Raw genomic sequence first — 24,778 nt, 5'->3', positions numbered from 1 at the left:
TCACCGGGATCACAAAGCCGGCGGGTTCGCGCAGGTGGCGCAATACCGCCGCGGGTGGTGGTTTTCGCTGGTCGGGTCCGAAGGCGCCCCGGCGCAATGGGCCCGGCGGCGCGCACGGGGGCCGCACGGCAAGCCCAAAAGCGGCGCTGAGCTGCGCTAGCGTGACTCCCGTGGCGCAACCAGTACCCATTGGAGGACCCCGGGCCGACCGCGCCCGCCGGGTCGCCGACGTGCTGCGCCAGCAGATCCACGCCGACACCTACCCACACGGCCTGCCCGCCGAACTGGAGCTGGCCGCCGAATTCTCGGTATCCCGCAACACGATTCGCGAGGCCTTGGCCGTGCTCAAGCATGAGGGGCTGATCGAGCGCGGGCCCAAGGTCGGCACGCACGTCGCGCAGCGCAAGTACGACCACGGGCTGGACGCGCTGCTGGGTCTGAAGGAGACGTTCAAGGATCGCGGTGAGGTCCGCAACGAGGTGCGCGCCGCGATGCCGGTTACAGCGCCGCCGTCGGTGGCCCGCCGGTTGCAGCTGCGGCCGGGCGAACAGGCGGTGTTCGTCGAGCGGCTGCGCTATCTGGGTGATCTGCCGCTGAGCCTGGACCTCACCTACCTCGCCCCGGGCATCGGCCGCGAGGTCCTGAACCATCCGCTGGAGGACCCGCTCGAAAAAGAAGACCTGTTCGCGCTCATCGAGGAGGTGAGCGGGCAACGGCTGGGCTCGGCGGCGCTGGCGCTCGAGGCCATTCCGGCCGACGCCCACTCGGCGGCCGCGCTGCAGGTGCCCGACGGCGCGGCGCTGCTGATGCTCGAACGGCTCACCAGCCTAGCCGACGGCACCCCCGTCGACCTGGAGTACATCCGGATGCGTGGCGACCGAATCACCATGCGCGGCTCGTTGATCCGAGCTGAGCCGACGAGGAGCAACCCATGACGCTGATCAACAACAACCGCGCCGACGTGCCGGTCACGATCGACGAGTCGCTGTGTATCGACGGCTGCACGCTGTGCGTCGAAGTCTGTCCGTTGGATGCGCTGGCCATCAACCCCGACACCGGCAAGGCATACATGCACGTCGACGAGTGCTGGTACTGCGGGCCCTGCGCGGCCCGCTGTCCCACCGGTGCGGTCACCGTCAACATGCCCTATCTACTCCGCTGAAAAGCGTTCACCCCCAGGATCTTTGAAATGAGACGACGCGCTTTCCGGGCGTCGGTCGTGATCGCGATCGCCGCGCTCACCGCCGCTTGCTCGCTGGAATCCCTGTCGCAGTCATCCGGTGTGGTCAACGTGGTGGTGGGCTATCAGTCCAAGACCATCAACACGGTGACCGCCGGGACCCTGCTGCGCGCCCAGGGCTACCTCGAGCGTCGGTTGGCCGACATCAGCACGCGCACCGGCACCAGATACGCGGTGCGGTGGCAGGATTACGACACCGGCGCCCCGATCACCGCGCAGATGCTCGCCGAGAAGATCGACATCGGCTCCATGGGCGACTATCCGATGCTGATCAACGGCTCCAAGACGCAGGCCAACCCGCTGGCGAAAACCGAGATCGTCTCCGTCACCGGCTACAACCCCAAGGGCGCGCTGAACATGGTGGTGGTGGCGCCCGGGTCGGCGGCGACGACGCTGGGCGACCTGGCCGGCGCCAAGGTCTCGGCGAGCGTCGGATCCGCCGGTCACGGCACCCTGATGCGGGCGCTGGACAGGGCGGGCATCCACGGGGTGGAGGTGCTCAACCAGCAGCCACAGGTCGGCGCGTCTGCCCTGGAATCCGGTCAGGTGCAAGGCCTTTCGCAGTTCGTCGCGTGGCCGGGGCTGCTGGTGTTCCAGGGCAAGGCCAAGCTGCTGTACGACGGCGCCGAGTTGAACACGCCCACGCTGCACGGCGTGGTGGTGCGGCGCTCTTACGCGTCCGCGCATCCGGAGGTGTTGGGGGCCTTCCTGCAGGCGCAGCTCGACGCCACGGATTTCCTCAACGCGAAGCCGCTGCAGGCGGCCCGCATCGTCGCCCACGACAGCGGCCTGCCGCAGGAAGTCGTGTATCTCTACAACGGCCCCGGCGGGACCTCGTTCGACACGACGCTCAAACCGTCACTGATCGAGGCGCTGAAAAGCGATGTGCCGTACCTGAAGTCGATCGGCGACTTCGCCGACCTCGACATACCCGGCTTCGTTCAGGACGGGCCGCTGCGCACGGTGTTCGGCGCCCGAGGCCTGAACTACGATTCGGCCCGGGCCGCCACCGCAAACCCGTCGGCGCTCGCCGGCAATGCCGCCCTGGCAAGCGAACTATGGCTGGACGGCGCCGATTCCACCCAGACGGTCGCCGATCCGACCGCCCTGCTGCAGGCGGTGCGGGACGCCACCGCCCGCGGCGCCAAGGTCCGTGCCGCCTATGTTCCCGACGCCGAACTGGGCACCCGATGGTTCGCTGACAGGGCGGTGTGGGTGCGCGACGGCCGGAACTACCTGCCGTTCGGCACACCTGCCGGCGCGCACCGCTACCTCACCGCACACCCGGGCGGCGCAGTCGTGAATTACCAACAGGCCCTTGGAGGTTCGGTATGACCGCCTATCTGACCGGCGACCCGGCGGCCCCGCTGGCCGCCCACGTCGTCGAGGCTGTTCCGCCGCCGGCCGCCCCGCGGCGTGCCGGCTCGCCGTGGCGGTGGCGGTTGCTGCGCCTCGCGTCGGTGGTCGCGGCGATCGGGTTGTGGCAGGTACTCACCGCGGGCAAGGTCCGGCTACTGCTGCGGTTCGACACGCTGCCCACCGTCACCGAGATCGTGCACGCGCTGACCCGCCGGCTCGCCACCGGCGAGTACTGGCTGGACCTGGCACAGTCGCTGATCCGCATCCTCACCGGCTTCGGGCTGGCCGCGGCGGTGGGAGTCGCGACGGGCGTGCTGCTGGGCCGTTCCCGCTTGTTCGCCAACACCTTCGGCCCGCTGACCGAGTTGGTGCGGCCCGTTCCGGCCATCGCGATGGTGCCGGTGGCGATCCTGCTGTTCCCCACGGACGAGGCGGGGATCGTGTTCATCACCTTCCTGGCGGCGTACTTCCCGATCCTGGTCAGCACCCGGCATGCGGTGCGGGCGCTGCCCACGCTGTGGGAGGACTCGGTGCGCACGCTGGGTGGCAGCCGGTGGGACGTGCTGAAACAGGTTGTGCTGCCGGGCATTCTGCCCGGCGTGTTCGGCGGTCTGTCGGTCGGCATGGGGGTGGCGTGGATCTGCGTGATCTCCGCGGAGATGATCTCCGGCCGACTCGGGATCGGCTACCGCACCTGGCAGGACTACACGGTGCTGGCCTACCCCCAGGTGTTCGTCGGCATCATCACCATCGGCGTGCTCGGCTTCGCGACAGCGGCGGCCGTCGAGGTGGTGGGGCGCCGGGTGACCAGTTGGCTGCCGCGAGCGGAGGAGGAAGGCGGACAATGACCGAAGAGAAGGCCGGAATGAATCTGGAACTGGATCGGGTTCGCTTGTCCTACACCGGGGAACCGGTGATCGACCGGCTGAGCCTGACGGTGCGCCCCGGCGAGATCCTGGTGCTCACCGGGCCCTCGGGCTGCGGCAAGTCGACGGTGCTGCGGGCCCTGGCGGGACTGCTGCGGCCCGACGAGGGTCGGATCGCGGCCGACGGTGCCGCGGTGACGGCGACCTCGGGGGACCGGGGCATGGTGTTCCAGGACAACGCGTTGTTGCCCTGGCGCACGGTGCGGTCCAACATCGAGTTGGCCCTGCGGCTGCGCGGCGTCGCGCGGGGCGGCCGGCGCGCCGAGGCGGACCGCTGGATCGCCGAGCTCGGTCTCACCGGCTTCGGCGACTACCTGCCCAAGAGCTTGTCCGGCGGCATGCGCCAGCGCGTCCAGTTGGCTCGCGGCCTGGCCGGGGCGCCGCGCGCGGTGATGATGGACGAGCCGTTCGGCGCGCTGGACACCCAGACCCGGGCGGCCATGCAGCGGCTGCTGATCGACGCCTGGCGTGCCCACCCGACGACCATCGTCTTCGTCACGCACGACGTTGACGAGGCGCTGCTGCTGGGTGACCGCATCGCCGTGCTGGGCAGGGCCGGTCAGCCGCTGCGCGCCCTGATCGACGTGCCGGACCCGCGCGCGGATCGGCAGCGCGGCCCGTTGCGTACCGAAGTAATTGCGGCACTGGATCACTCGGCGGTGGCGGCATGATGCAGATTCCCGACCCGGCGGCCCCGTCCCGGCTCGACTGTGACGTCCTGGTCATCGGCGGGGGCACCGCGGGCACCATGGCGGCGCTGTCGGCAGCCGAACACGGCGCGCAGGTGCTGCTGCTGGAGAAGGCCCACGTGCGCCACTCCGGCGCCCTGGCGATGGGCATGGACGGTGTGAACAACGCGGTGATCCCCGGCAAGGCCGAGCCCGAGGACTACGTGGCCGAGATCACCCGCGCCAACGATGGAATCGTCAACCAGCGCACCGTCTATCAGACCGCCACCCGCGGCTTCGCCATGGTGCAGCGCTTGGAGCGCTACGGCGTGAAGTTCGAGAAGAACGAGCACGGGGAGTACGCGGTGCGCCGGGTGCACCGCTCGGGCTCCTATGTGCTGCCGATGCCCGAGGGCAAGGACGTCAAGAAGGCGCTCTATCGCGTGCTGCGGCAGCGGTCGATGCGCGAGAAGATCCGGATCGAGAACCGGCTGATGCCGGTGCGGGTGCTGACCCAGGAGGGCCGCGCCGTGGGCGCCGCCGCCTTGCACACGCGCACCGGCGAATTCGTCACGGTGGCCGCCAAGGCCGTCGTCCTGGCCACCGGGGCCTGCGGCCGGCTCGGCCTGCCCGCGTCGGGTTACCTGTACGGCACCTACGAGAACCCCACCAACGCCGGCGACGGCTACTCGATGGCCTACCACGCGGGTGCGGAGCTGTCCGGCATCGAGTGCTTCCAGGTCAACCCCCTGATCAAGGACTACAACGGCCCGGCGTGCGCGTACGTCGCCAATCCCTTTGGCGGGTATCAGGTCAACTCACTCGGCGAGCGGTTTGTCGACTCCGACTACTGGTCGGGGCAGATGATGGCCGAGGTCAAATCCGAGATCGACTCCGCGCGCGGACCCATCTATCTCAAGGTGTCGCACCTGCCCGACGAGACGCTGACCGCCCTGGAGAACATCCTGCACACCACCGAGCGGCCGACCCGGGGTACCTTCCACGCCAACCGCGGACACGACTACCGCACCCACGACATCGAGATGCACATCTCCGAAATCGGCTTGTGCAGCGGTCATTCCGCTTCCGGTGTATGGGTCGACGAGCACGCCCGCACCACGGTGCCCGGCCTGTACGCCGCAGGCGACATGGCCTGCGTGCCGCACAACTACATGATCGGGGCGTTCGTGTTCGGCGATCTGGCCGGCACGCACGCCGCCTCCACCCTGGCCGATGTCGCAGCGCCGCAACAGCTCCCGGCCGACCAGGTGCGCGAGGCGCACGAGCTGATCTACCGGCCGCTGCGGCATCCGGACGGCCCGCCGCAGCCGCAGGTCGAATACAAGCTGCGCCGCTTCGTCAACGACTACGTCGCGCCCCCCAAGACCGGGGCCAAGCTGTCGCTGGCCATCCGCACCTTCGAGCGGATGAGCGCCGAGATCGCCGAGATGGGCGCCCGCAATCCGCACGAGCTGATGCGCGCGGTGGAGGTGTCGTTCATCCGGGACTGCGCCGAAATGGCCGCCCGCTCGTCGCACACCCGGACCGAATCGCGCTGGGGCCTCTATCACGATCGCGCCGACCTGCCCGGCCGCGACGACAGTCAGTGGGGCTATCACCTCAATCTGCGCAAGGGTGACGGCGGCGAGATGGTGTTCCTCAAGCGCCCGGTGGCACCGTATTTCGTGCCGGTCCCGGAGCTCGACGGACTGCCGCCCACCGACCGGACCGTGTACCCGGTGGCGCAACCGCCATTGGTCGGCGGCCAGGCGCCGGCCACCGCGGTGTCCCGAGTCGGCTCGGCCACAACGGCATTCGAACCGCCATCCCCGCGCATCGCCGCGGTCCTGGCACTCGAGGAGCCCACGGTGGCCGAGCTCTTGCCCTACCTCGCCGACGCCGATCCGGGAGTGCGCCGCACCGCGGTGTCGACGCTGACCGAGCACATTCCCGACGGCTATGCGCCCGCGCTGGTGGCCGCGCTGAGCGACGACGACGCGGCGGTCCGCCGGACCGGCGCCGACGGCATCCGAGAACTGGTCGAGGTGCTGCCGGAGCCGGAACGCGTTCGGCAACACCTGGATTCGTCGGACCGGGCGGTGCGCGCGGCCTCGCTGTATGTGCTGGCCGCGCGCCGGGCCGGTGACGCCGCGCTCTACCGGCGTGCCCTCGACGACGTCGACCATCGGGTCCGCATCGAGGCGGTGCGGGCGCTGGTGTCCGTCGATGACGTCACCGGCGTCGTCGCCGCCGCCGGCGACGAGAACCGTGAGGTGCGGATCGCGGCGGCGGCCGGGCTGGCGACGCTGCGCGGCGGCGCCGACACGGTGCGCCGGCTGGTCGCGGACACCGACCCGCTAGTGCGGGCGGCCGCGCTGGCCGCTTTGGGTCAATTGGGTTGTGGCCCGGATGATCACACCGCCGTCAGGCAGGCGCTGCGGGCGCCGGCCTGGCAGGTGCGGGAGGGCGCGGCGCGTGCGCTGGCGGGCGCGCCGGCCGACTTCGCGATGCCGCAGCTGTCCGAGGCGATCACCGACGCGCATCTCGACGTGCGCAAGGCGGCGGTGCTCAGCCTCACCCGGTGGGCCGGTGAGCCCGCCGCCCGCGACGCGCTGCGGCTCGCGCTCAAGGACGGCGACGCCGACGTGCGGGCCTACGCGCGCCGGGCGCTGGACAGCGCCGGGTAGTCGGGCAGCTCGACGGCGTCGCCGGTGGCGAACCACTTGCGTTCGGCGAACCGGCGAAACGGCCGGCCTTGCATGTATTTCATGACCAGGGCGGTCATCGCGATGTCGGCGGCCGAATTGGGTGCGTAGCGTTCGATGGTGTTGCCCAGCGTCTGGCACCGGTCGACGAACGGCCACAGCACCGCCTGGTAGCGCTGCAGCGCCGCGGCCGGCCGGGCGGCGTCCACGTCGCGGGCCGGGCCCAGTTCGCCGGCCAGGACGTACGCCCCGACCAGCGCCAGGGTGGTGCCCATGCCGCTGAGCGGGGACGCGCAGTAGCCGGCGTCACCGATCAGGGTGACCCGCCCCCGCGACCAGTCGTCCATGTGCACCTGGTCGAAAGCGTCGAAGTAGAAGTCGTCGGCCGCGCGGGCGGCCGCCACCAGCGCATCGCAGTGCCACCCGGCGCCGGCGAACCGGGCCGCCAGCAGCTCACGCTGCGCGTCCGGGTCGCGCCGGTCGTAGGGCACCGGCGGTGATTGAAAAGCTAACCCCGCCTTGGCGATTCCCGGGTCGCGCGACGGTCGCAGCGAGGCGAGCAGGCCGCCCGGCGCCTGGTAGATCAAAAACCAGCCGTCCAGACCGGCGGTGTCGGGCGCGGTGAACCAGGCGTGGTAACCACCGAGCGGCCTGACGAATTCCTCCTCGGGCCCGAAGGCCAGCCGCCGCACCGCCGAGTGCGGGCCGTCGGCACCGACGACCAGATCGGCCCGCACGCTGCTGCCGTCGGACAGCGTCGCCGCAGCGGGCCCGCGTCTGCTCCAGCAGGCCCATCCGGTCGATCACCGTGCGCCCGGCGCCGCGCAGGTCTACGGTCTGTCCGCCGGGACGGATCGTGTCCGCGATCTCGAGCACCACCACCTGGTAGCGGCCGCGGCCCAGCCAATATGCCAGGGCGGTCCCGGCGATTCCCGCTCCGCTGATCAACACGGTCGGCCCCGGCATGCGCTCAGCTTAGGTTCAGCGCAGGATCTTGGCGTAGAGCAGGCTGTCCTGGGGCTCGGGCCCCATCGTGGGGTAGACCGCGTGCCGGGCCAGCCGCCCCTCCAGGAAGAAGCCCGCGTGCTCGAGCAGCCGCGCCGAGCGCTCGTTGTCCACACTGCAGGTGGCCCAGACGCGATACACCGCCCGATCGGCGTCGAGCGCGTGCAGCAGCAGGCCGATCACCTCGGACATCAAACCCTTGCCCCACCAGCGGCGGCCCAGGCAGTAGCCGATCTCGACCGAGTGCGGCACCGGACGCCGGCAGCTGGCCAGCCCGACGACGTCGCCGCTGTGCTTGAGCTCGATCACCCAGGTGCGCTCGTCGCCGCCGACGTTGAGCTTCTCGGTGATGACCCGCCGGGTCGCCGCCACGTCCAGGTGCGGCGGCCACAGCAGATATTTGGTGACCTCCCGATCGCGGGCGACCCGCTGGAACAGTGCGCCCGCGTCGTCGAGCATCGGCAGCCGCAGCACCACGCGCGTGCCGACGATGCGGTCGGGTGGGTAATCGACCATCGCGCTAGAGGCCGAGCGCCTGATAGGTGCGGCGGACGAATCTCGGTTGTGCCGTGCGCAGTTTGGCCAGCGACGTGTTACCGGCGACGGCGGTGGCGGCATCGACGGTCATGTCCGGCAGATTCTGAATCAGGTAGATCAGCACCAGGTCCGCGCCGGGGTCGGCCTGCCACCAGGTTCCGTAGGCGCCCGGCCAGCTGAACGTGCCGACACCGCCCGGCCCGAACAACGGGGCGCTCTTGGCCGGATCGGTCACCACCGACAGGTTCAGCCCGAAGCCGCGGCCGACCCAGTACGGGGCGCCCAGGAAGTTGTGCCGCTTCTGTCCCGCGGTGAGCCGGTCGGTCCGCATCAGCCGGACGGATTCTTCCGAGAGCACCCGCACGCCGTCGACCGTCCCGCCGCCGAGCAGCATCCGCACGAACCGCAGGTAATCGTCGGCGCTCGACCACAATCCGCCGCCGGCATTGCAGAACGAAGGCGGGGTGATGTGTGGTGGGCCCATCACCCCGTGCTGCAGCCGGCTCTGCTCGTCGAGCCGGTACATGGTGGCCGCGCGGCGCCGTGCCTCGGGCGAGACGAAGAACCCGGTGTCGGTCATGCCCGCTGGGCCCAGGATCCGTTCGTCGAGCACCTGGTGGAACGGTTTGCCCTCGATGCGGGCGGCGATGACGCCCAGCAGGTCGATGGAGTGGCTGTAGGTGACGCGCTCACCCGGCTGGTGCACCAGCGGCAGCTTCGCCAGCTCGGCCAGCCAGGCGTCCGGCCCTTGCTGGAACGGCAGCCGCAGGTAGGCCTTGGCGATCGGCCCGGACACCGAGAAGCCGTACGCCAGCCCGCTGGTGTGGGTGAGCAGATCCTCGATCAGGATGGCGCCCTCGCGCGGGCGGGTGCGGTCCAGCGGGCCGTGCGGATCGTCGAGCACCCGCACGTCGGCCAGCTCCGGCGCCCAGCGGGTGACCGGGTCTTTGAGCGTCACCTTGCCCTCGTCGACCAGGCTCATCACGGCCGCGACGGTCACCGGCTTGGTCATCGACGCGATGCGAAACAGCGTGTCGCGCCGCATCGGCAGACCCGCGTCCACGTCGCGGTAGCCGATTTCGTTGACCTGCAGCAGTTCTCCGCCCTGCCAGACCATCGTCACCGCACCGGCGAGCAGGCCTGCGTCGCACACGTCGCGAATGGAGGCGGCATTGCCATCGAGGGTCGCGCGATTCACCCGGTCAGGTTAGCGGGCCGGTGGCAACGCCCGATCGGCCCACCGGCCCCCGCGCATTCGGCGCGCGCATCCGGCGTGGGCAAATTAGACTCTGGCGTCATGGTCAAGCGGACGGTCGGGACGATTGCAGCGGCGTGTGGTGGGGTTGCCGTGTTTGCCATGGCGCTCCTCGGAGTCGACGGCGCTGAAGCGCCGCGCGTCACCGCGGACCCGTCGACGACGGTGGAGCCGACGCCCTCGTCGCCGGACGAGTGCTGCGACACGAGCCAACCCCAGGCAAGCGAATGGAAGTGCAAGATCGGCCTGAACTGCGGGAAGATCACCCCGCGCCGCACCGCGCCGCCGGCCGAGCCTCCTCCGCCGAACCCTCCGCCGCCGTAGCCGGCCCGGCGTTCTCAACGGCTTGTCGCGCTGAGGCGGGCACCTATCACGTGCCCGCCCCCAGTGACTCCTGGGGCTGGTGTGGCCAGGGCGGGGGTGGCGCGACGGCACCGCACCCGGCAGGCGGTGTCGCGCCGGAAATTAGTGCTACGCTGCCACGCAGTCGACATCCTTTAACGATCCGTCCGGCGAGGCGGAGAAGGAGGTCAAGTTTCGCATGGGTGCTGCGGGCGACACCGGCTCAGGCAGTGATTCCCGGGAGTTGATGTCGGCGGCCGACGTGGGCCGCACCATTTCGCGCATCGCACATCAGATCATCGAAAAGACCGCGTTAGATGACGCGAGCCGGTCCGCGCCCCGGGTGGTGCTGCTGGGCATCCCGACCCGCGGCGTCATCCTCGCCCAGCGGCTGGCCCGAAACATCGGCGAATACAGCGGCGTTGACGTCGGCCACGGCGCCCTGGACATCACCCTCTACCGCGACGATCTGATGCAGAAGCCGCCGCGGCCACTGGAAGCCACCTCGATCCCGGCCGGCGGCATCGACGACGCGCTGGTGATCCTGGTCGACGACGTCTTGTACTCCGGCCGCTCGGTGCGCTGCGCGCTGGACGCGCTGCGCGACGTGGGCCGGCCCCGGGTGGTGCAGCTGGCGGTCCTGGTCGACCGCGGCCATCGCGAACTGCCGCTGCGCGCCGACTATGTGGGCAAGAACGTCCCCACCTCCCGCGCCGAGAGCGTTCACGTCCTGCTGAGCGAGAGCGACGGCGACGACAAGGTGGTGATCTCACGATGACGCGCCACCTGCTGGCCGCCGGCGACCTGAGCCGCGACGACGCCACCGCCATCCTCGACGACGCCGACCGGTTCGCCCAGGCCCTGGTGGGCCGGGAGATCAAGAAGCTGCCGACGCTGCGCGGCCGCACCGTCGTCACGATGTTCTACGAGAACTCGACGCGCACCCGGGTGTCCTTCGAGGTGGCGGGCAAATGGATGAGCGCCGACGTGATCAACGTCAGCGCATCCGGATCGTCGGTGGGCAAGGGGGAGTCGCTGCGCGACACCGCGTTCACGCTGCGCGCCGCCGGCGCCGACGCGCTGATCATCCGGCACCCGGCTTCCGGCGCCGCGCATCTGCTCGCCGACTGGACGTCGGGCGTCGCGGGCGACGGGGCCGGACCGTCGGTGATCAACGCCGGGGACGGCACCCACGAGCACCCGACCCAGGCGCTGTTGGACGCGCTCACCATTCGCCAGCGCCTCGGCGGCATCGAGGGCCGTCGCGTCGTGATCGTCGGCGACATCCTGCACAGCCGGGTCGCCCGTTCCAACGTGATGCTGCTGGCGACCCTGGGCGCCGAGGTGGTCCTGGTCGCACCGCCGACGCTGCTGCCGGCCGGCGTCGAGGGCTGGCCGGTGACCGTGTCCAACGACTTCGACGCGGAGTTGCCCGCCGCCGACGCGGTGCTGATGCTGCGGGTGCAGGCCGAGCGGATGAACGGTGGGTTCTTCCCGTCGGTGCGCGAATACTCCTCGCTGTACGGGCTTTCCGATCGCCGCCAGGCGATGCTGCCCGGGCACGCCGTGGTGCTGCACCCGGGGCCGATGCTGCGCGGCATGGAGATCGCGTCGTCGGTGGCCGACTCACCGCAATCGGCGGTGCTGCAACAGGTTTCCAACGGTGTGCACGTGCGGATGGCGGTGCTGTTCCATGTGCTGGTCGGCGCTGAAGGGGTCGCGGCATGACCGTCTTGATCCGCGGGGTGCGGTTGTACGGCGAGGGCGATCGCGTCGACGTGCTGGTCGATGACGGCCAGATCGCCGAGATCGGCGCGCTCGCCGAGGCCGGAGGCCTCGAAAAAGACCTCGACGTCATCGACGCGACGGATCAGGTGCTGCTGCCCGGCCTGGTGGACCTGCACACCCATTTGCGCGAGCCGGGCCGCGAATATGCCGAGGACATCGAAACCGGCTCGGCTGCAGCGGCTTTGGGTGGGTACACCGCGGTATTCGCGATGGCCAACACCACCCCGGTAGCCGACAGCCCGGTGGTCACCGACCACGTCTGGCACCGGGGCCGGCAGGTCGGCCTGGTCGACGTGCACCCGGTGGGCGCCGTCACCGTCGGGCTGGCCGGCAAGGAACTCACCGAGATGGGCATGATGGCGGCCGGGGCCGCGCAGGTGCGGATGTTCTCCGACGACGGCGTCTGCGTGCACGACCCGTTGGTGATGCGCCGCGCGCTCGAGTACGCCACCGGGCTGGGCGTGCTCATCGCCCAGCACGCCGAGGAGCCGCGGCTGACCGTCGGCGCCGTCGCCCACGAAGGACCGACCGCCGCCCGGCTGGGCCTGGCCGGGTGGCCCCGGGCGGCCGAGGAGTCGATCGTCGCCCGCGACGCGCTGCTCGCCCGCGACGCCGGCGCCCGGGTGCACATCTGCCACGCCTCCACTGCGGGCACCGTCGAGATCGTGAAATGGGCCAAACAGCAGGGGATCTCGATCACCGCCGAGGTCACCCCGCACCACCTGATGCTCGACGACGCCAGGCTGGCCAGCTACGACGGGCGAAACCGCGTCAACCCGCCGCTGCGCGAGGCGGCCGACGCGGAGGCGCTGCGCCAGGCGCTGGCCGACGGGGTCATCGACTGCGTGGCCACCGACCATGCCCCGCATGCCGAGCACGAGAAGTGCTGTGAATTCTCGGCCGCGCGCCCCGGCATGCTGGGGCTGCAGACGGCCTTGTCGGTGGTGGTGGCCACGATGGTCAACCCGGGGCTGTTGACCTGGCGCGACGTTGCCCGGGTGATGAGTGAAAACCCCGCGCGCATCGTGTGCCTGCCCGATCACGGCCGCCCGCTGGAGGTGGGTGAGCCGGCCAACCTCACGGTGGTGGATCCATCGGCCTCGTGGACGGTCGCCGGGTCCGACCTGGCCAGCCGGTCGGCCAACACGCCGTATGAGGCGATGCCCCTGCCCGCCACCGTGACGGCCACGCTGCTGCGCGGCAGGATCACCGCCCGAGACGGCAAGTCCCCGACATGAATTCGGGCACCCTGGTGGGATCGTTGATCTTTGCGGCCGCGGTGGTGGTCGTGATCACGGTGGTGATCCAGCTGATGATGCGGGCCTGGCATCGTCGTTCGCGCCAGCAGGCGGAGCTGATCGGCGCGTTGCCCGAGATCCCCGACCACGTGGGGGCGGTGAGCATCACCAGCCGCGGGCACTACTGCGGTTCCATGCTGGCGCCGGGCTGGCATGAGCGGATCGTGGCGGGTGACTTGGGGTACCGGAGCAAAGCGGTGCTGACCCGCTATGCCGGCGGCATCATGGTGGAACGCATTCGGGCGCATCCCATTTGGATCCCCCGCGAGTCGATCACCGACATCCGCATGGATCGCAGGATGACGGGTCGGATCGGCATTCTGGCGATCCGCTGGCGGCTGGCCTCGGGCGTCGAGATCGACACCGGTTTCCGGGCGAACGACCGAGCCGATTACGACGGGTGGCTCGAGCCCCGCCGGCAGGAGGGGGCCGCGTGAACCGAGGAGGAGAGGCGCTCGTGAGCAAGGCGCAGTTGGTACTCGAGGACGGGCGCGTCTTCACCGGCACGCCGTTCGGCAAGGTGGGCCAGACGTTGGGCGAGGCCGTGTTCTCCACCGGCATGTCCGGTTACCAGGAGACGTTGACCGACCCGAGTTATCACCGGCAGATCGTGGTGGCCACTGCGCCGCAGATCGGCAACACCGGCTGGAACGGCGAGGACGCCGAGAGCCGCGGCGACAAGATCTGGGTGGCCGGGTACGCGGTGCGCGATCCGTCGCCGCGCCCGTCCAATTGGCGGGCCACCGGAACTTTGGAGGACGAACTGGTCCGCCAGCACATCGTCGGCATTGCCGGCATCGACACCCGCGCGGTGGTGCGGCATCTGCGCGCCCGCGGCTCGATGAAGGCGGGGGTGTTCTCCGGTGACGCGCTCGCCGGCGCGGACGAGCTGCTGCGACGGGTGCGCGGCCAGCCGTCGATGCTGGGGGCCGACCTGGCGGGCGAGGTCAGCACGCCGGACACCTACATCGTGGAACCCGATGGCACACCGCGGTTTACGGTGGCCGCTCTGGACCTGGGGATCAAGACCAACACCCCACGCAACTTCTCCCGCCGCGGCGTGCGCACCCATGTGCTGGCGTCGTCGGCGACGTACCGGCAGATCGCCGACCTCGAGCCCGATGGCGTCTTCTTGTCCAACGGGCCCGGCGACCCCGCCACCGCCGATCACATCGTCGCGGTCACGCGCGAGGTGCTGGGCGCCGGAATCCCCTTGTTCGGCATCTGTTTCGGCAACCAGATTTTGGGGCGGGCGCTCGGCCTGTCCACCTACAAGATGGTGTTCGGCCACCGCGGCATCAACATCCCGGTGATCGACCACGCGACCGGGCGAGTGGCCGTCACCGCCCAAAACCACGGCTTCGCGCTCGAGGGGGAGGCGGGCCAATCCTTCGACACGCCGTTCGGCCGGGCGGTGGTGAGCCACACCTGCGCCAACGACGGAGTGGTCGAAGGCGTCAAACTCGCTTCGGGGCAGGCCTTTTCGGTCCAGTACCATCCGGAGGCCGCGGCGGGCCCGCACGACGCGGAGTACCTGTTCGACCAATTCATCGATCTCATGGCAGGGGAGGGCCGCTAGTGCCACGTCGCACCGACCTCAACCACGTGCTGGTGATCGGCTCGGGGCCGATCGTCATCGGGCAGGCCTGCGAGTTCGACTATTCGGGAACCCAGGCCTGCCGGGTGCTGCGCGCGGAGGGGCTGCAGGTCAGCCTGGTGAACTCCAACCCGGCCACCATCATGACCGACCCGGAGTACGCCGACCACACGTACGTCGAGCCGATCACCGCCGCCTTCGTCGAGAAGGTGATCGCACAGCAAGCCGAGCGGGGCAACAAGATCGACGCGCTGCTGGCCACGCTGGGTGGCCAGACCGCGCTGAACACCGCGGTCGCGCTGTACGAGAACGGGGCGCTGCATCGTCACGGCGTCGAGCTCATCGGCGCCGACTTCGATGCCATCCAGCGCGGCGAAGACCGGCAGATGTTCAAGGACATCGTCGCCAAGGTGGGCGGTGAATCCGCCCGCAGCCGAGTGTGTTTCACCATGGACGAGGTCCGCGAGACGGTCGACGAGCTCGGCCTGCCGGTCGTGGTACGGCCCAGCTTCACCATGGGCGGGCTGGGCTCGGGGATGGCGCGATCCGTCGAGGAGGTCGACCGGATGGCCGGCGCCGGGCTGGCCGAAAGCCCCAGCGCCAACGTGCTGATCGAGGAGTCAATATACGGCTGGAAGGAATTCGAGCTCGAGCTGATGCGCGACGGCAACGATAACGTGGTCGTGGTGTGCTCGATCGAGAACGTCGACCCGATGGGCGTGCACACCGGTGACTCGGTCACCGTCGCGCCTGCGATGACGCTGACCGACCGGGAGTACCAGCGGATGCGCGACCTGGGCATCGCGATCCTGCGCGAGGTCGGGGTGGACACCGGTGGCTGCAACATCCAGTTCGCGATCAACCCGGCTGACGGCCGGCTGATCGTCATCGAGATGAACCCCCGGGTGTCGCGGTCGAGTGCCCTGGCGTCCAAGGCCACCGGGTTCCCCATCGCCAAGATCGCCGCCAAGCTGGCCATCGGCTACACGCTCGACGAGATCCTCAACGACATCACCAAGGAAACGCCCGCCTGCTTCGAGCCCACCCTGGACTACGTGGTGGTCAAGGCGCCGCGCTTCGCGTTCGAGAAGTTCCCCGGCGCCGATCCCACCCTGACCACCACCATGAAATCGGTCGGCGAGGCAATGTCGCTGGGCCGCAACTTCATTGAGGCGCTCGGCAAGGTGATGCGGTCGCTGGAGACCACCCGCGCCGGTTTCTGGACCAAGCCCGACGGCCCGGAGGGGACGCAAGAAAACGTAGCGGAGGTGCTGAGCCGGCTGCAGACGCCGACCGAGGGCCGCCTCTACGACATCGAACTGGCGCTGCGGCTGGGTGCGTCGGTGGACCAGGTCGCCGAGGCCAGCGGTGTGGACCCGTGGTTCGTCGCGCAGATCGGCGGGCTGATCGACCTGCGTGCCGAGCTGATCGCCGCCCCGGTGCTCGATGCCGACCTGTTGCGCCGCGGCAAGCACAGCGGGCTGTCGGATCGCCAGATCGCCGCGCTGCGACCCGAATTGGCCGGCGAGAACGGTGTGCGCTCGCTGCGCGAGCGCCTGGGTGTGCACCCGGTGTACAAGACCGTCGACACCTGCGCGGCGGAGTTCGAGGCCAAGACGCCGTACCACTACAGCAGCTACGAGCTGGATCCCGCGGCCGAGACCGAGGTGGCGCCGCAGACCGAGAGGCCCAAGGTGCTGATCCTGGGGTCGGGACCCAACCGCATCGGCCAGGGCATCGAATTCGACTACAGCTGTGTGCACGCGGCAACGACGTTGTCGCAGGCGGGTTTTGAGACCGTGATGGTCAACTGCAACCCGGAGACGGTGTCCACCGACTACGACACCGCCGACCGGCTCTATTTCGAGCCGCTGACCTTCGAGGACGTCCTGGAGGTGTTTCGCGCCGAGCGACAGTCCGCGGGCGACGGCCCGGGCGTGGCGGGAGTGATCGTGCAGCTGGGCGGCCAGACCCCGCTGGGGCTGGCCCAGCGCCTGGCCGATGCGGGGGTGCCGATCGTCGGAACCCCGCCCGAGGCGATCGACCTGGCCGAGGACCGCGGCGCATTCGGCGACGTGCTCACCGCGGCCGGCCTGCCGGCGCCGAAGTACGGCACCGCAACCACTTTCGCGCAGGCCCGGCGGATCGCCGAGGACATCGGCTACCCGGTGCTGGTGCGGCCGTCGTACGTGCTGGGCGGCCGGGGCATGGAGATCGTCTACGACGAGGAGACGCTGCGCGACTACATCGCCCGCGCCACCGAGCTCTCACCCGAGCACCCGGTGCTCGTCGACCGCTTCCTCGAGGACGCGGTGGAGATCGACGTGGACGCGCTGTGCGATGGCACCGAGGTGTACATCGGCGGCATTATGGAACACATCGAGGAAGCCGGCATCCACTCCGGTGACTCGGCGTGCGCACTGCCGCCGGTCACGCTGGGCCGCAGCGACATCGAGAAGGTGCGTCGCGCGACCGAGGCCATCGCCCACGGCATCGGCGTGGTGGGCCTGCTCAACGTGCAGTATGCGCTCAAGGACGACGTGCTCTACGTCCTGGAGGCCAACCCGCGCGCCAGTCGCACGGTGCCGTTCGTCTCGAAGGCCACCGCGATCCCGCTCGCCAAGGCGTGTGCCCGGGTCATGTTGGGCGCCAGCATCTCCCGGCTTCGCGAGGAGGGAATATTGTCGGCGTCCGGCGACGGCGCGCATGCCGCGCTGGACGCCCCCATCGCGGTCAAGGAGGCCGTGCTGCCCTTCCATCGCTTCCGCCGCGTCGACGGCGCCGCCATCGACTCGCTGCTGGGTCCGGAGATGAAATCCACCGGCGAGGTGATGGGCATCGACCGCGACTTCGGCAGCGCCTTCGCCAAGAGCCAGACCGCCGCCTACGGATCGCTGCCCGCGGAAGGCACCATCTTCGTGTCGGTGGCCAACCGGGACAAGCGCTCGCTGGTGTTCCCCGTCAAGCGGCTGGCCGACCTGGGATTCCGCGTGCTGGCCACCGAGGGCACCGCGGAGATGTTGCGCCGCAACGGAATTCCCTGCGACGAGGTGCGCAAGCACTTCGAGGATCCGCAGCCCGGCCGCCCCGCGATGTCGGCGGTCGACGCGATCAGGGCCGGCGAGGTCGACCTGGTGATCAATACGCCCTACGGCAACTCCGGGCCGCGCATCGACGGATATGAGATCCGTTCGGCCGCGGTGTCGGTCAACATCCCCTGTGTCACCACGGTGCAGGGCGCCGCTGCCGCCGTGCAGGGGATCGAAGCCGGGATCCGCGGCGACATCGGCGTGCGCAGCCTGCAGGAACTGCACAGCCAGATCGGCCAGGGCGGACCGGAAAAGGCACGGCGATGACAGGGTTCGGCGTCCGGCTGGCGGGCGCGAAAGCCGAACGCGGGCCGCTGTGCGTGGGCATCGACCCCCACCCGGAGCTGCTGCGGGCCTGGGACCTGCCCACCACCGCCGAGGGGCTGGCCAGGTTCAGTGACATCTGCGTCGAGGCGTTCTCCGGACTGGCCGTCGTCAAACCTCAGGTCGCGTTCTTCGAGGCCTACGGCAGCGCGGGATTCGCGGTGCTGGAACGCACCATCGCGGCGCTGCGCGAGGCCGGGGTGCTGGTGCTGGCCGACGCCAAACGCGGCGACATCGGCACCACGATGGCGGCCTACGCCGCCGCCTGGGCCGGTGACTCGCCGCTGGCCGCCGACGCCGTGACGGCGACCCCGTACCTCGGCTTCGGCTCGCTGCGGCCGCTGCTGGAGGCCGCCGCGGCGCACGACCGCGGGGTGTTCGTGCTGGCGGCCACCTCCAACCCCGAGGGCGCCACCGTGCAGCGTGCCGCCTTCGACGGCCGCACGGTGGCCCAGCTGGTCGTCGACCAGGCGGCGGTGGTGAACCGGTCGACGACCCCGTCCGGGCCCGGGTACGTCGGCGTGGTGGTCGGCGCGACGGTGTTGCAGGCTCCCGACCTCGGCGCGCTGGGCGGTCCCGTCCTGGTGCCCGGGCTCGGCGTACAGGGTGGGCGGCCCGAGGCGCTCGGCGGGCTGGGCGGTGCGGAACCCGGGCAGCTGTTGCCGGCGGTGGCCCGTGAGGTGCTGCGGGCCGGGCCCGGCGTGACGGAGCTGCGCGCGGCGGCCGACCGCATGCTGGACGCGGTCGCCTACCTGGCGGTGTGAGCCGGCGCCTAGTCGGATGGTGGCGACCCGCTGCGATCGCCGCGGCCGCGCTTGCGACCGCCCCTAGTCCGACGCCAGCGCGTTGCTGGGCCGCGCGGTTTCGACGATGACGGTGGTGGCCTTGACGACGGCCACCGCGACGCTGCCGGGACGCAGCTGCAATTCCTCGGCGGCCTCGGTGCTCATCAGCGACACGACGGTGAACGGACCGCACTGCATCTCCACCTGGGTCATCACCTTGTCGCTGACCACCGACGTGACCAGACCGACGAAGCGGTTCCGCGCCGAGCTGCCGATGCTCAGTGGGTCCGCCGGCGGGGCGGGCGCATTGGTGCGGGAGAAGTGCGCCAGGTCCTCGCTGGCGACCACCTTGCGCCCCGCGGCGTCTTGACTGACCGCCAAAGTGCCCTGGTTGATCCAGCGCCGCACGGTGTCGTCACTGACCCCAAGCAACTCGGCTGCCTGGCGAATTCGCAGGTAGGACACCCGTCGATGGTATCGGATTCCATCACACCGACTAGCTGAAACAACGCCGCGCGGGACCTGCCTCCCGCAACTACGGAAGCACACGAATTTTCGGTCCGCTTCTGCGGAGAATCGTGCGGCGCTCACCCGGATCTCGGTGACAACGCATCCTCGTCATCAGCCCTGCGGGTCCGCCGCAGCGGCGGGCTCCGGCGGTCAACGACGCTGGGCCCCTTTGTGGTTGGTGACGTTGCGCCACGTTCACCGGTGGCGCGCCGCCGATAGCGGACCTCGCGGCGGCTCGATCGGTTGCTGGACGGCGCCCGACCGTGCGGGGCTGCGGGTCAACGCGGGCGCCCGAACCTGCCCGCGGGCCCGTGCGCCGCGATGAACGCGGCGTTGGCCTGGCCTTTGACCGGCGCGCGACACGCGCGACACGCCGCGACAAATCCGTGATCCCTCGCACTGGGCCCCGGGGCCGCCCGGCGGGGCGTCCCGCGACCGCACGGCCGGCGCCGCCCGCGTCGCCGCCACGGGCTGAAGCTGCAGCTAGAGGCCCTGAAGAAGCAATGAAATGGGGCCGGTGCCGACACCCGGACGGCGCCGCACGCGATCGTCGTCAACACCTGTCGAGGCGCCGGTTCGGCCGGCCACACGCGGGTCCATGCTGGGACTTTGCCCCCGCAACCAGGGGGTCGGGTTAGATTTCGTCAGAAGGCCTGAGTACGGTCGTCTGCGCTGGCAGAAGTGCCGGCGAGACACAATGAGATCGATTGAAATTGATTGATCAGATACGGAGGAATCGTGGCCCTTCCCCAGTTGACCGACGAGCAGCGCGCGGCCGCGTTGGAGAAGGCGGCTGCCGCACGTCGAGCGCGAGCAGAGCTCAAGGACCGGCTCAAGCGCGGCGGCACCAACCTCACGCAGGTGCTCAAGGACGCCGAGACCGACGAAGTCCTCGGCAAGATGAAGGTTTCCGCGCTTCTCGAGGCGTTGCCCAAGGTGGGCAAGGTCAAGGCGCAGGAAATCATGACTGAGCTGGAGATCGCACCCACCCGCCGGCTGCGCGGTCTCGGCGATCGCCAGCGCAAGGCCCTGCTGGAAAAGTTCGGCTCCTAACCCACCCGCCGACGATGCAGGCCGAACGGCCTGAGCAGACGGCGGGCAACCCGATCCCAGTCGTGGGCTCACCGGCCCGGGAGCGCCGGTGAGCACCGGCGGGGGACCGGACATCCGGCACGGCACACGTCCCGAACCATCAGGTAACGGACGTGTGGTCGTGCTGTCCGGTCCCTCAGCGGTGGGCAAGTCGACTGTGGTCCGGTGCCTGCGCGAGCGGGTCCCGGACCTGCATTTCAGCGTCTCCGCCACCACGCGGGCGCCGCGGCCCGGCGAGGTCGACGGCGTCGACTACCACTTCGTCACCGCCGCCCGCTTCCAGCAACTCATCGACGAAGGCGAGCTGCTGGAGTGGGCCGAGATCCACGGGGGACTGCACCGATCGGGCACCCTCGCCGAGCCGGTCCGGGCCGCCACCGCGCACGGAACCCCCGTCCTGATCGAGGTCGACCTGGCCGGGGCCAGGGCCGTCAAGCGGGCGATGCCCGAGGCCCTGGCGGTCTTTTTGGCCCCGCCCAGCTGGGAGGATCTCGAGGCCAGGCTGATCGGCCGCGGCACCGAGACGCCCGAGGACATGCGGCGACGTCTGGAGACCGCGCGCATCGAGATGGCGGCCCGAAACGACTTCGACCGGGTGGTCGTGAACAGCGAATTGGAGTCAGCGTGCTCCGAATTGGTATCCTTGCTGGTGGGAACTGCGCCGGACCGGCATGACCCATCGAGCCACACCACATCGCAGCACGATTAGCACCGAGTTTTCGAACACCTTCCAGCGGCTTTGCAGCAAACCAGAGCCGCTCCAATCCGCCAGGAGATCGACCTAAGTGAGTATTCCGCAGTCCGACGCGACTCTGGCCGCCGTCCCCGACCGGTTCGACCCGTCCGCCGGGGCACCGGGCGCCTACGACACCCCGCTGGGCATCACCAACCCACCCATCGACGAGCTGCTGGACCGCGTTTCGAGCAAGTACGCCCTGGTGATCTACGCCGCCAAGCGGGCCCGCCAGATCAATGACTACTACAACCAGCTCGGTGAGGGCATCCTCGAATACGTCGGTCCGCTGGTCGAGCCGGGGCTGCAGGAAAAGCCGCTGTCGATCGCGATGCGCGAGATCCACGGCGATCTGCTCGAGCACACCGAGGGCGAGTAACCGGGCCGGGCCGGGCGCGCTGTGGACAACCGCGAGCGGGTGGCGAAAAGAGTCATCGTCGGCGTGTCCGGCGGCATCGCCGCCTATAAGGCGTGCACCGTCGTCCGTCAGCTCGCCGAGGCCGGTCATTCGGTCCGCGTCATCCCGACCGAGTCCGCGCTGCGGTTCGTCGGGGCCGCCACGTTCGAGGCGCTCTCCGGCCAGCCGGTGCACACCGGCGTCTTCGACGACGTGCCCGAGGTTCCGCACGTCCAGCTCGGTAAGCAGGCCGACCTGGTGGTCGTGGCGCCGGCCACGGCGGACCTGCTGGCCCGCGCGGTGCACGGTCGGGCCGACGACCTGCTGACCGCCACCCTGCTCACCGCGCGATGTCCGGTGCTGTTCGCCCCGGCAATGCACACCGAGATGTGGTTACACCCGGCCACCGTGGACAACGTGGCCACCCTGCGCCGCCGGGGAGCCATCGTGCTCGAACCCGCCGCCGGGCGGCTCACCGGAACGGACAGCGGGGCCGGCCGGCTCCCCGAAGCCGAGGAGATCACCACCCTGGCTCATCTGCTGCTGGAACGCCAGGATGCGCTGCCTTACGACCTGGCCGGCTGCAAAGTGCTGGTGACGGCCGGCGGCACTCGCGAACCGGTCGACCCGGTGCGCTTCATCGGCAACCGCAGCAGCGGCAAGCAGGGCTACGCGGTGGCGCGGGTGGCCGCCCAGCGCGGCGCGGAGGTCACGCTGATCGCGGGGCATACCGCCGGGCTGATCGACCCGGCCGGCGTGGAGGTGGTCCACGTCAGTTCGGCCGAGCAACTGGGCGACGCCGTCGCCAAGCACGCGGCCGAGGTGGACGTGCTGGTGATGGCCGCCGCGGTCGCCGACTTCCGGCCGGCCCGGGTTGCGGCCGCCAAGATCAAAAAGGGTGTCGAGGGCCCGCCCACGATCGAACTGGTCCGCAACGACGACGTGCTGGCCGGCGCGGTGCGTGCCCGCGCCAACGGCGAGCTGCCCAATATGCGTGCCATCGTCGGATTCGCCGCCGAGACCGGCGACGCCAACGGTGACGTGCTGTTTCACGCCCGGGCGAAGCTACGCAACAAGGGTTGTGATCTGCTGGTGGTCAATGCGGTGGGCGACGGCAGGGCTTTCGAGGTGGACAACAACGACGGCTGGCTGCTGGCGGCCGACGGCACCGAGTCGGCGCTGCAGCACGGCTCCAAGACGTTGATGGCCAGTCGTATCGTGGATGCGATCGCCGCCTTCCTGCACGGCGGCGGGTAATACGGTTCGGCTTTCCTGTGGCGTCCGGTCAGGTGCCGGCTCGTCCGATGCGGACCGATATAATTCGGCTAACTAACTATTCGGAAGGATTGGCATTGTGAGCGAAAAGGGTCGCCTGTTTACCAGTGAGTCGGTGACGGAGGGGCATCCCGACAAGATCTGTGACGCGATCAGCGACTCGGTCCTCGACGCCTTGCTGGCGCAGGACCCCGGCTCACGTGTGGCGGTCGAGACGCTGGTCACCACCGGGCAGGTGCACGTGGTCGGCGAGGTGACGACGACGGCCAAAGAGGCGTTCGCCGACATCACCAACACCGTGCGTGCGCGCATCCTCGACATCGGGTACGACTCGTCGGACAAGGGCTTCGACGGGGCGTCGTGCGGGGTGAACATCGGGATCGGCGCACAGTCGCCCGACATCGCTCAGGGGGTGGACACCGCCCATGAGGCGCGGGTGGAGGGTGCCGCGGACCCGCTGGACGCCCAGGGCGCCGGCGATCAGGGTCTGATGTTCGGCTACGCGATCAACGACACCCCGGAGTTGATGCCGCTGCCGATCGCGTTGGCCCACCGGCTGTCCCGCAAGCTGACCGAGGTCCGCAAGAACGGGACCCTGCCCTACCTGCGCCCGGACGGCAAGACGCAGGTCACCATCGCCTACGAGGACGACGTTCCGGTCCGGCTGGACACCGTGGTGGTCTCCACCCAGCACGCCGACGGCATCGACCTGGACAAGACGCTGGACCCCGACATCCGCCGGCACGTGCTGGACACGGTGCTCGACGAGCTCGCGCACGACACCCTGGACTCCTCGTCGACGCGGGTGCTGGTCAACCCGACCGGCAAGTTCGTGCTCGGTGGCCCGATGGGCGACGCGGGCCTGACCGGCCGCAAGATCATCGTCGACACCTACGGCGGGTGGGCCCGCCACGGCGGTGGCGCGTTTTCGGGCAAGGATCCTTCCAAGGTGGACCGGTCGGCGGCCTACGCGATGCGTTGGGTGGCCAAGAACATCGTCGCGGCCGGGCTCGCGGAGCGAGTCGAGGTGCAGGTGGCCTACGCCATTGGCAAGGCGGCCCCGGTCGGACTGTTCATCGAGACGTTCGGCACAGCGACGGTCGACCCGGTCAAAATCGAAAAGATCGTCCCTGAGGTGTTCGACCTGCGGCCCGGCGCGATCATCCGCGACCTCGACCTGCTGCGCCCGATCTACGCGCAGACCGCCGCGTACGGGCACTTCGGCCGCACCGATGTCGAACTGCCCTGGGAGCAGCTGAACAAGGTCGACGACCTCAAACGCGCGATCTAGGGGCCGGGTGGTCGGGATCCAGCGCGGGTAATCCGTCGATGCTGCGCTGGTTGCGATCGAGCAGCCGGCCGTACTGGTCATCGGTGGCCTTACGGTGCGCGGCGTCGAGCACCGGCCGTTCGTCCACCAGATCGTAGTAGGGCACCGCGAATCCGCAGGCGTCGGCGATCCGCTCCACAGCCACCACGATGATGGTGCGGATTCCCACATGCTGGTCGCCGAAACGCCATATCAGCTCGGGGAATTCGTCGTCGTCCGGGCGGACGACGCGGCCGGTGCCGAACAGGCGCAGGATCCGCGAGTTGCGGGTGAACGAGCAGAACATCACGGTGATGCGGCCGTCGTCACGCAGATGAGCGATGGTCTCCGCCCCGCTGCCGAACAGATCCAGATAGGCGACGGTGTGCTCGTCAAGGACCGCGAATGTATCGCGATACCCCTTGGGGGACAGATTGATCCGGCCGCCATCGGACGGGGCCGTGGCGACGAAGAACACGGCCTGCTCGGCAATGAAGTCGCGCAGCGACTCGTCGATGCCCGGAAATTCCTTCGCCACGTGTGC

At 69.9% G+C, this 24,778-nt stretch carries 23 protein-coding genes and 1 pseudogene; 19 read left to right on the top strand and 5 right to left on the bottom strand.

Annotated elements, in window-relative coordinates:
• Positions 1-161 precede the first annotated feature (161 nt).
• The 6 genes from OQ789_RS15625 to OQ789_RS15600 are packed head-to-tail and all read left to right on the top strand — an operon-like array spanning position 162 to position 6,880.
• A complete protein-coding gene (locus tag OQ789_RS15625) occupies positions 162-935 on the top strand; it encodes a GntR family transcriptional regulator (protein WP_324686875.1) in 774 nt (257 codons plus the stop codon).
• Complete coding sequence (locus tag OQ789_RS15620; protein WP_324686874.1) at positions 932-1,162, top strand: ferredoxin family protein; 231 nt, start codon at positions 932-934, stop codon at positions 1,160-1,162. Before OQ789_RS15625 ends, OQ789_RS15620 begins: the two co-directional genes overlap by 4 nt.
• Before the next feature lie 27 nt (positions 1,163-1,189).
• Positions 1,190-2,575, top strand: a complete 1,386-nt coding sequence (locus tag OQ789_RS15615) for an ABC transporter substrate-binding protein (RefSeq protein ID WP_324686873.1) — start codon at positions 1,190-1,192, stop codon at positions 2,573-2,575.
• Complete coding sequence (locus tag OQ789_RS15610; RefSeq protein ID WP_324686871.1) at positions 2,572-3,447, top strand: ABC transporter permease; 876 nt, start codon at positions 2,572-2,574, stop codon at positions 3,445-3,447. Before OQ789_RS15615 ends, OQ789_RS15610 begins: the two co-directional genes overlap by 4 nt.
• Positions 3,444-4,196, top strand: coding sequence for an ABC transporter ATP-binding protein (locus OQ789_RS15605; protein ID WP_324686870.1), 753 nt, complete (start codon positions 3,444-3,446; stop codon positions 4,194-4,196). Before OQ789_RS15610 ends, OQ789_RS15605 begins: the two co-directional genes overlap by 4 nt.
• Entirely contained in the window at positions 4,193-6,880 is a 2,688-nt protein-coding gene (locus OQ789_RS15600) for a fumarate reductase/succinate dehydrogenase flavoprotein subunit (protein ID WP_324686869.1), read from the top strand. The genes OQ789_RS15605 and OQ789_RS15600 overlap by 4 nt, the downstream gene beginning before the upstream one ends.
• On the opposite strand, the pseudogene OQ789_RS15595 reads toward OQ789_RS15600, so the two are convergent.
• From OQ789_RS15595 to OQ789_RS15585, 3 genes and pseudogenes are all read right to left on the bottom strand, one after another.
• Positions 6,847-7,864 (bottom strand): annotated as a pseudogene (locus OQ789_RS15595) (FAD-dependent monooxygenase). The gene OQ789_RS15600 and the pseudogene OQ789_RS15595 overlap by 34 nt on opposite strands.
• Positions 7,865-7,879: 15 nt before the next feature.
• Positions 7,880-8,419, bottom strand: coding sequence for a GNAT family N-acetyltransferase (locus OQ789_RS15590; protein ID WP_324686868.1), 540 nt, complete (start codon positions 8,417-8,419; stop codon positions 7,880-7,882).
• 4 nt (positions 8,420-8,423) lie between these two features.
• Complete coding sequence (locus OQ789_RS15585) at positions 8,424-9,638, bottom strand: serine hydrolase domain-containing protein (protein WP_324686867.1); 1,215 nt, start codon at positions 9,636-9,638, stop codon at positions 8,424-8,426.
• A gap of 99 nt (positions 9,639-9,737) precedes the next feature.
• Here OQ789_RS15585 and OQ789_RS15580 point away from each other — a divergent pair, with 99 nt between their 5' ends.
• From OQ789_RS15580 to pyrF, 8 genes are all read left to right on the top strand, one after another.
• Positions 9,738-10,019: a hypothetical protein gene (locus tag OQ789_RS15580; RefSeq protein WP_324686866.1), complete on the top strand. Its 282-nt coding sequence runs from the start codon at positions 9,738-9,740 to the stop codon at positions 10,017-10,019.
• 217 nt (positions 10,020-10,236) lie between these two features.
• Positions 10,237-10,815 carry a bifunctional pyr operon transcriptional regulator/uracil phosphoribosyltransferase PyrR gene (gene pyrR, locus OQ789_RS15575; protein ID WP_324686864.1) on the top strand — a complete coding sequence of 193 codons (579 nt, stop codon included), beginning with the start codon at positions 10,237-10,239 and terminating at the stop codon, positions 10,813-10,815.
• Positions 10,812-11,765: an aspartate carbamoyltransferase catalytic subunit gene (locus tag OQ789_RS15570; protein ID WP_324686862.1), complete on the top strand. Its 954-nt coding sequence runs from the start codon at positions 10,812-10,814 to the stop codon at positions 11,763-11,765. Before pyrR ends, OQ789_RS15570 begins: the two co-directional genes overlap by 4 nt.
• Positions 11,762-13,063: a dihydroorotase gene (locus tag OQ789_RS15565; RefSeq protein ID WP_324686861.1), complete on the top strand. Its 1,302-nt coding sequence runs from the start codon at positions 11,762-11,764 to the stop codon at positions 13,061-13,063. The genes OQ789_RS15570 and OQ789_RS15565 overlap by 4 nt, the downstream gene beginning before the upstream one ends.
• Positions 13,060-13,560, top strand: a complete 501-nt coding sequence (locus tag OQ789_RS15560) for a transporter (protein ID WP_324686860.1) — start codon at positions 13,060-13,062, stop codon at positions 13,558-13,560. The genes OQ789_RS15565 and OQ789_RS15560 overlap by 4 nt, the downstream gene beginning before the upstream one ends.
• A 20-nt stretch (positions 13,561-13,580) precedes the next feature.
• A complete protein-coding gene (gene carA, locus OQ789_RS15555) occupies positions 13,581-14,702 on the top strand; it encodes a glutamine-hydrolyzing carbamoyl-phosphate synthase small subunit (protein ID WP_324686859.1) in 1,122 nt (373 codons plus the stop codon).
• Positions 14,702-18,076 carry a carbamoyl-phosphate synthase large subunit gene (gene carB, locus OQ789_RS15550; RefSeq protein ID WP_324686858.1) on the top strand — a complete coding sequence of 1,125 codons (3,375 nt, stop codon included), beginning with the start codon at positions 14,702-14,704 and terminating at the stop codon, positions 18,074-18,076. The genes carA and carB overlap by 1 nt, the downstream gene beginning before the upstream one ends.
• Entirely contained in the window at positions 18,073-18,897 is an 825-nt protein-coding gene (gene pyrF / locus OQ789_RS15545; RefSeq protein ID WP_324686857.1) for an orotidine-5'-phosphate decarboxylase, read from the top strand. The genes carB and pyrF overlap by 4 nt, the downstream gene beginning before the upstream one ends.
• Before the next feature lie 63 nt (positions 18,898-18,960).
• Here pyrF and OQ789_RS15540 read toward each other — a convergent pair whose 3' ends face one another.
• Complete coding sequence (locus tag OQ789_RS15540) at positions 18,961-19,383, bottom strand: TOBE domain-containing protein (protein WP_324686856.1); 423 nt, start codon at positions 19,381-19,383, stop codon at positions 18,961-18,963.
• A gap of 783 nt (positions 19,384-20,166) precedes the next feature.
• Between OQ789_RS15540 and mihF the strand changes: the two genes are divergently transcribed.
• From mihF to metK, 5 genes are all read left to right on the top strand, one after another.
• Complete coding sequence (gene mihF / locus OQ789_RS15535; protein WP_007171927.1) at positions 20,167-20,481, top strand: integration host factor, actinobacterial type; 315 nt, start codon at positions 20,167-20,169, stop codon at positions 20,479-20,481.
• An 88-nt stretch (positions 20,482-20,569) separates the two neighbouring features.
• Positions 20,570-21,229, top strand: a complete 660-nt coding sequence (gene gmk, locus OQ789_RS15530; RefSeq protein ID WP_420716124.1) for a guanylate kinase — start codon at positions 20,570-20,572, stop codon at positions 21,227-21,229.
• A 76-nt stretch (positions 21,230-21,305) separates the two neighbouring features.
• Complete coding sequence (gene rpoZ, locus OQ789_RS15525; protein ID WP_324686852.1) at positions 21,306-21,632, top strand: DNA-directed RNA polymerase subunit omega; 327 nt, start codon at positions 21,306-21,308, stop codon at positions 21,630-21,632.
• Positions 21,633-21,653: 21 nt separating this feature from the next.
• On the top strand, positions 21,654-22,907 hold the full coding sequence (gene coaBC, locus OQ789_RS15520) for a bifunctional phosphopantothenoylcysteine decarboxylase/phosphopantothenate--cysteine ligase CoaBC (RefSeq protein WP_324686851.1): 1,254 nt from the start codon (positions 21,654-21,656) through the stop codon (positions 22,905-22,907).
• A 97-nt stretch (positions 22,908-23,004) separates the two neighbouring features.
• Positions 23,005-24,216, top strand: coding sequence for a methionine adenosyltransferase (metK, locus tag OQ789_RS15515; RefSeq protein ID WP_324686850.1), 1,212 nt, complete (start codon positions 23,005-23,007; stop codon positions 24,214-24,216).
• Here metK and OQ789_RS15510 read toward each other — a convergent pair.
• Entirely contained in the window at positions 24,200-24,772 is a 573-nt protein-coding gene (locus tag OQ789_RS15510) for a pyridoxamine 5'-phosphate oxidase family protein (protein ID WP_324686849.1), read from the bottom strand. The genes metK and OQ789_RS15510 overlap by 17 nt on opposite strands.
• Positions 24,773-24,778 lie beyond the last annotated feature (6 nt).

The organism is Mycobacterium sp. 94-17 (genome assembly GCF_035617725.1).
Taxonomy (GTDB): Bacteria; Actinomycetota; Actinomycetes; order Mycobacteriales; family Mycobacteriaceae; genus Mycobacterium.
Note: the sequence above shows the minus strand (reverse complement) of the source record. Positions and strands in the feature narration are given on the sequence as shown.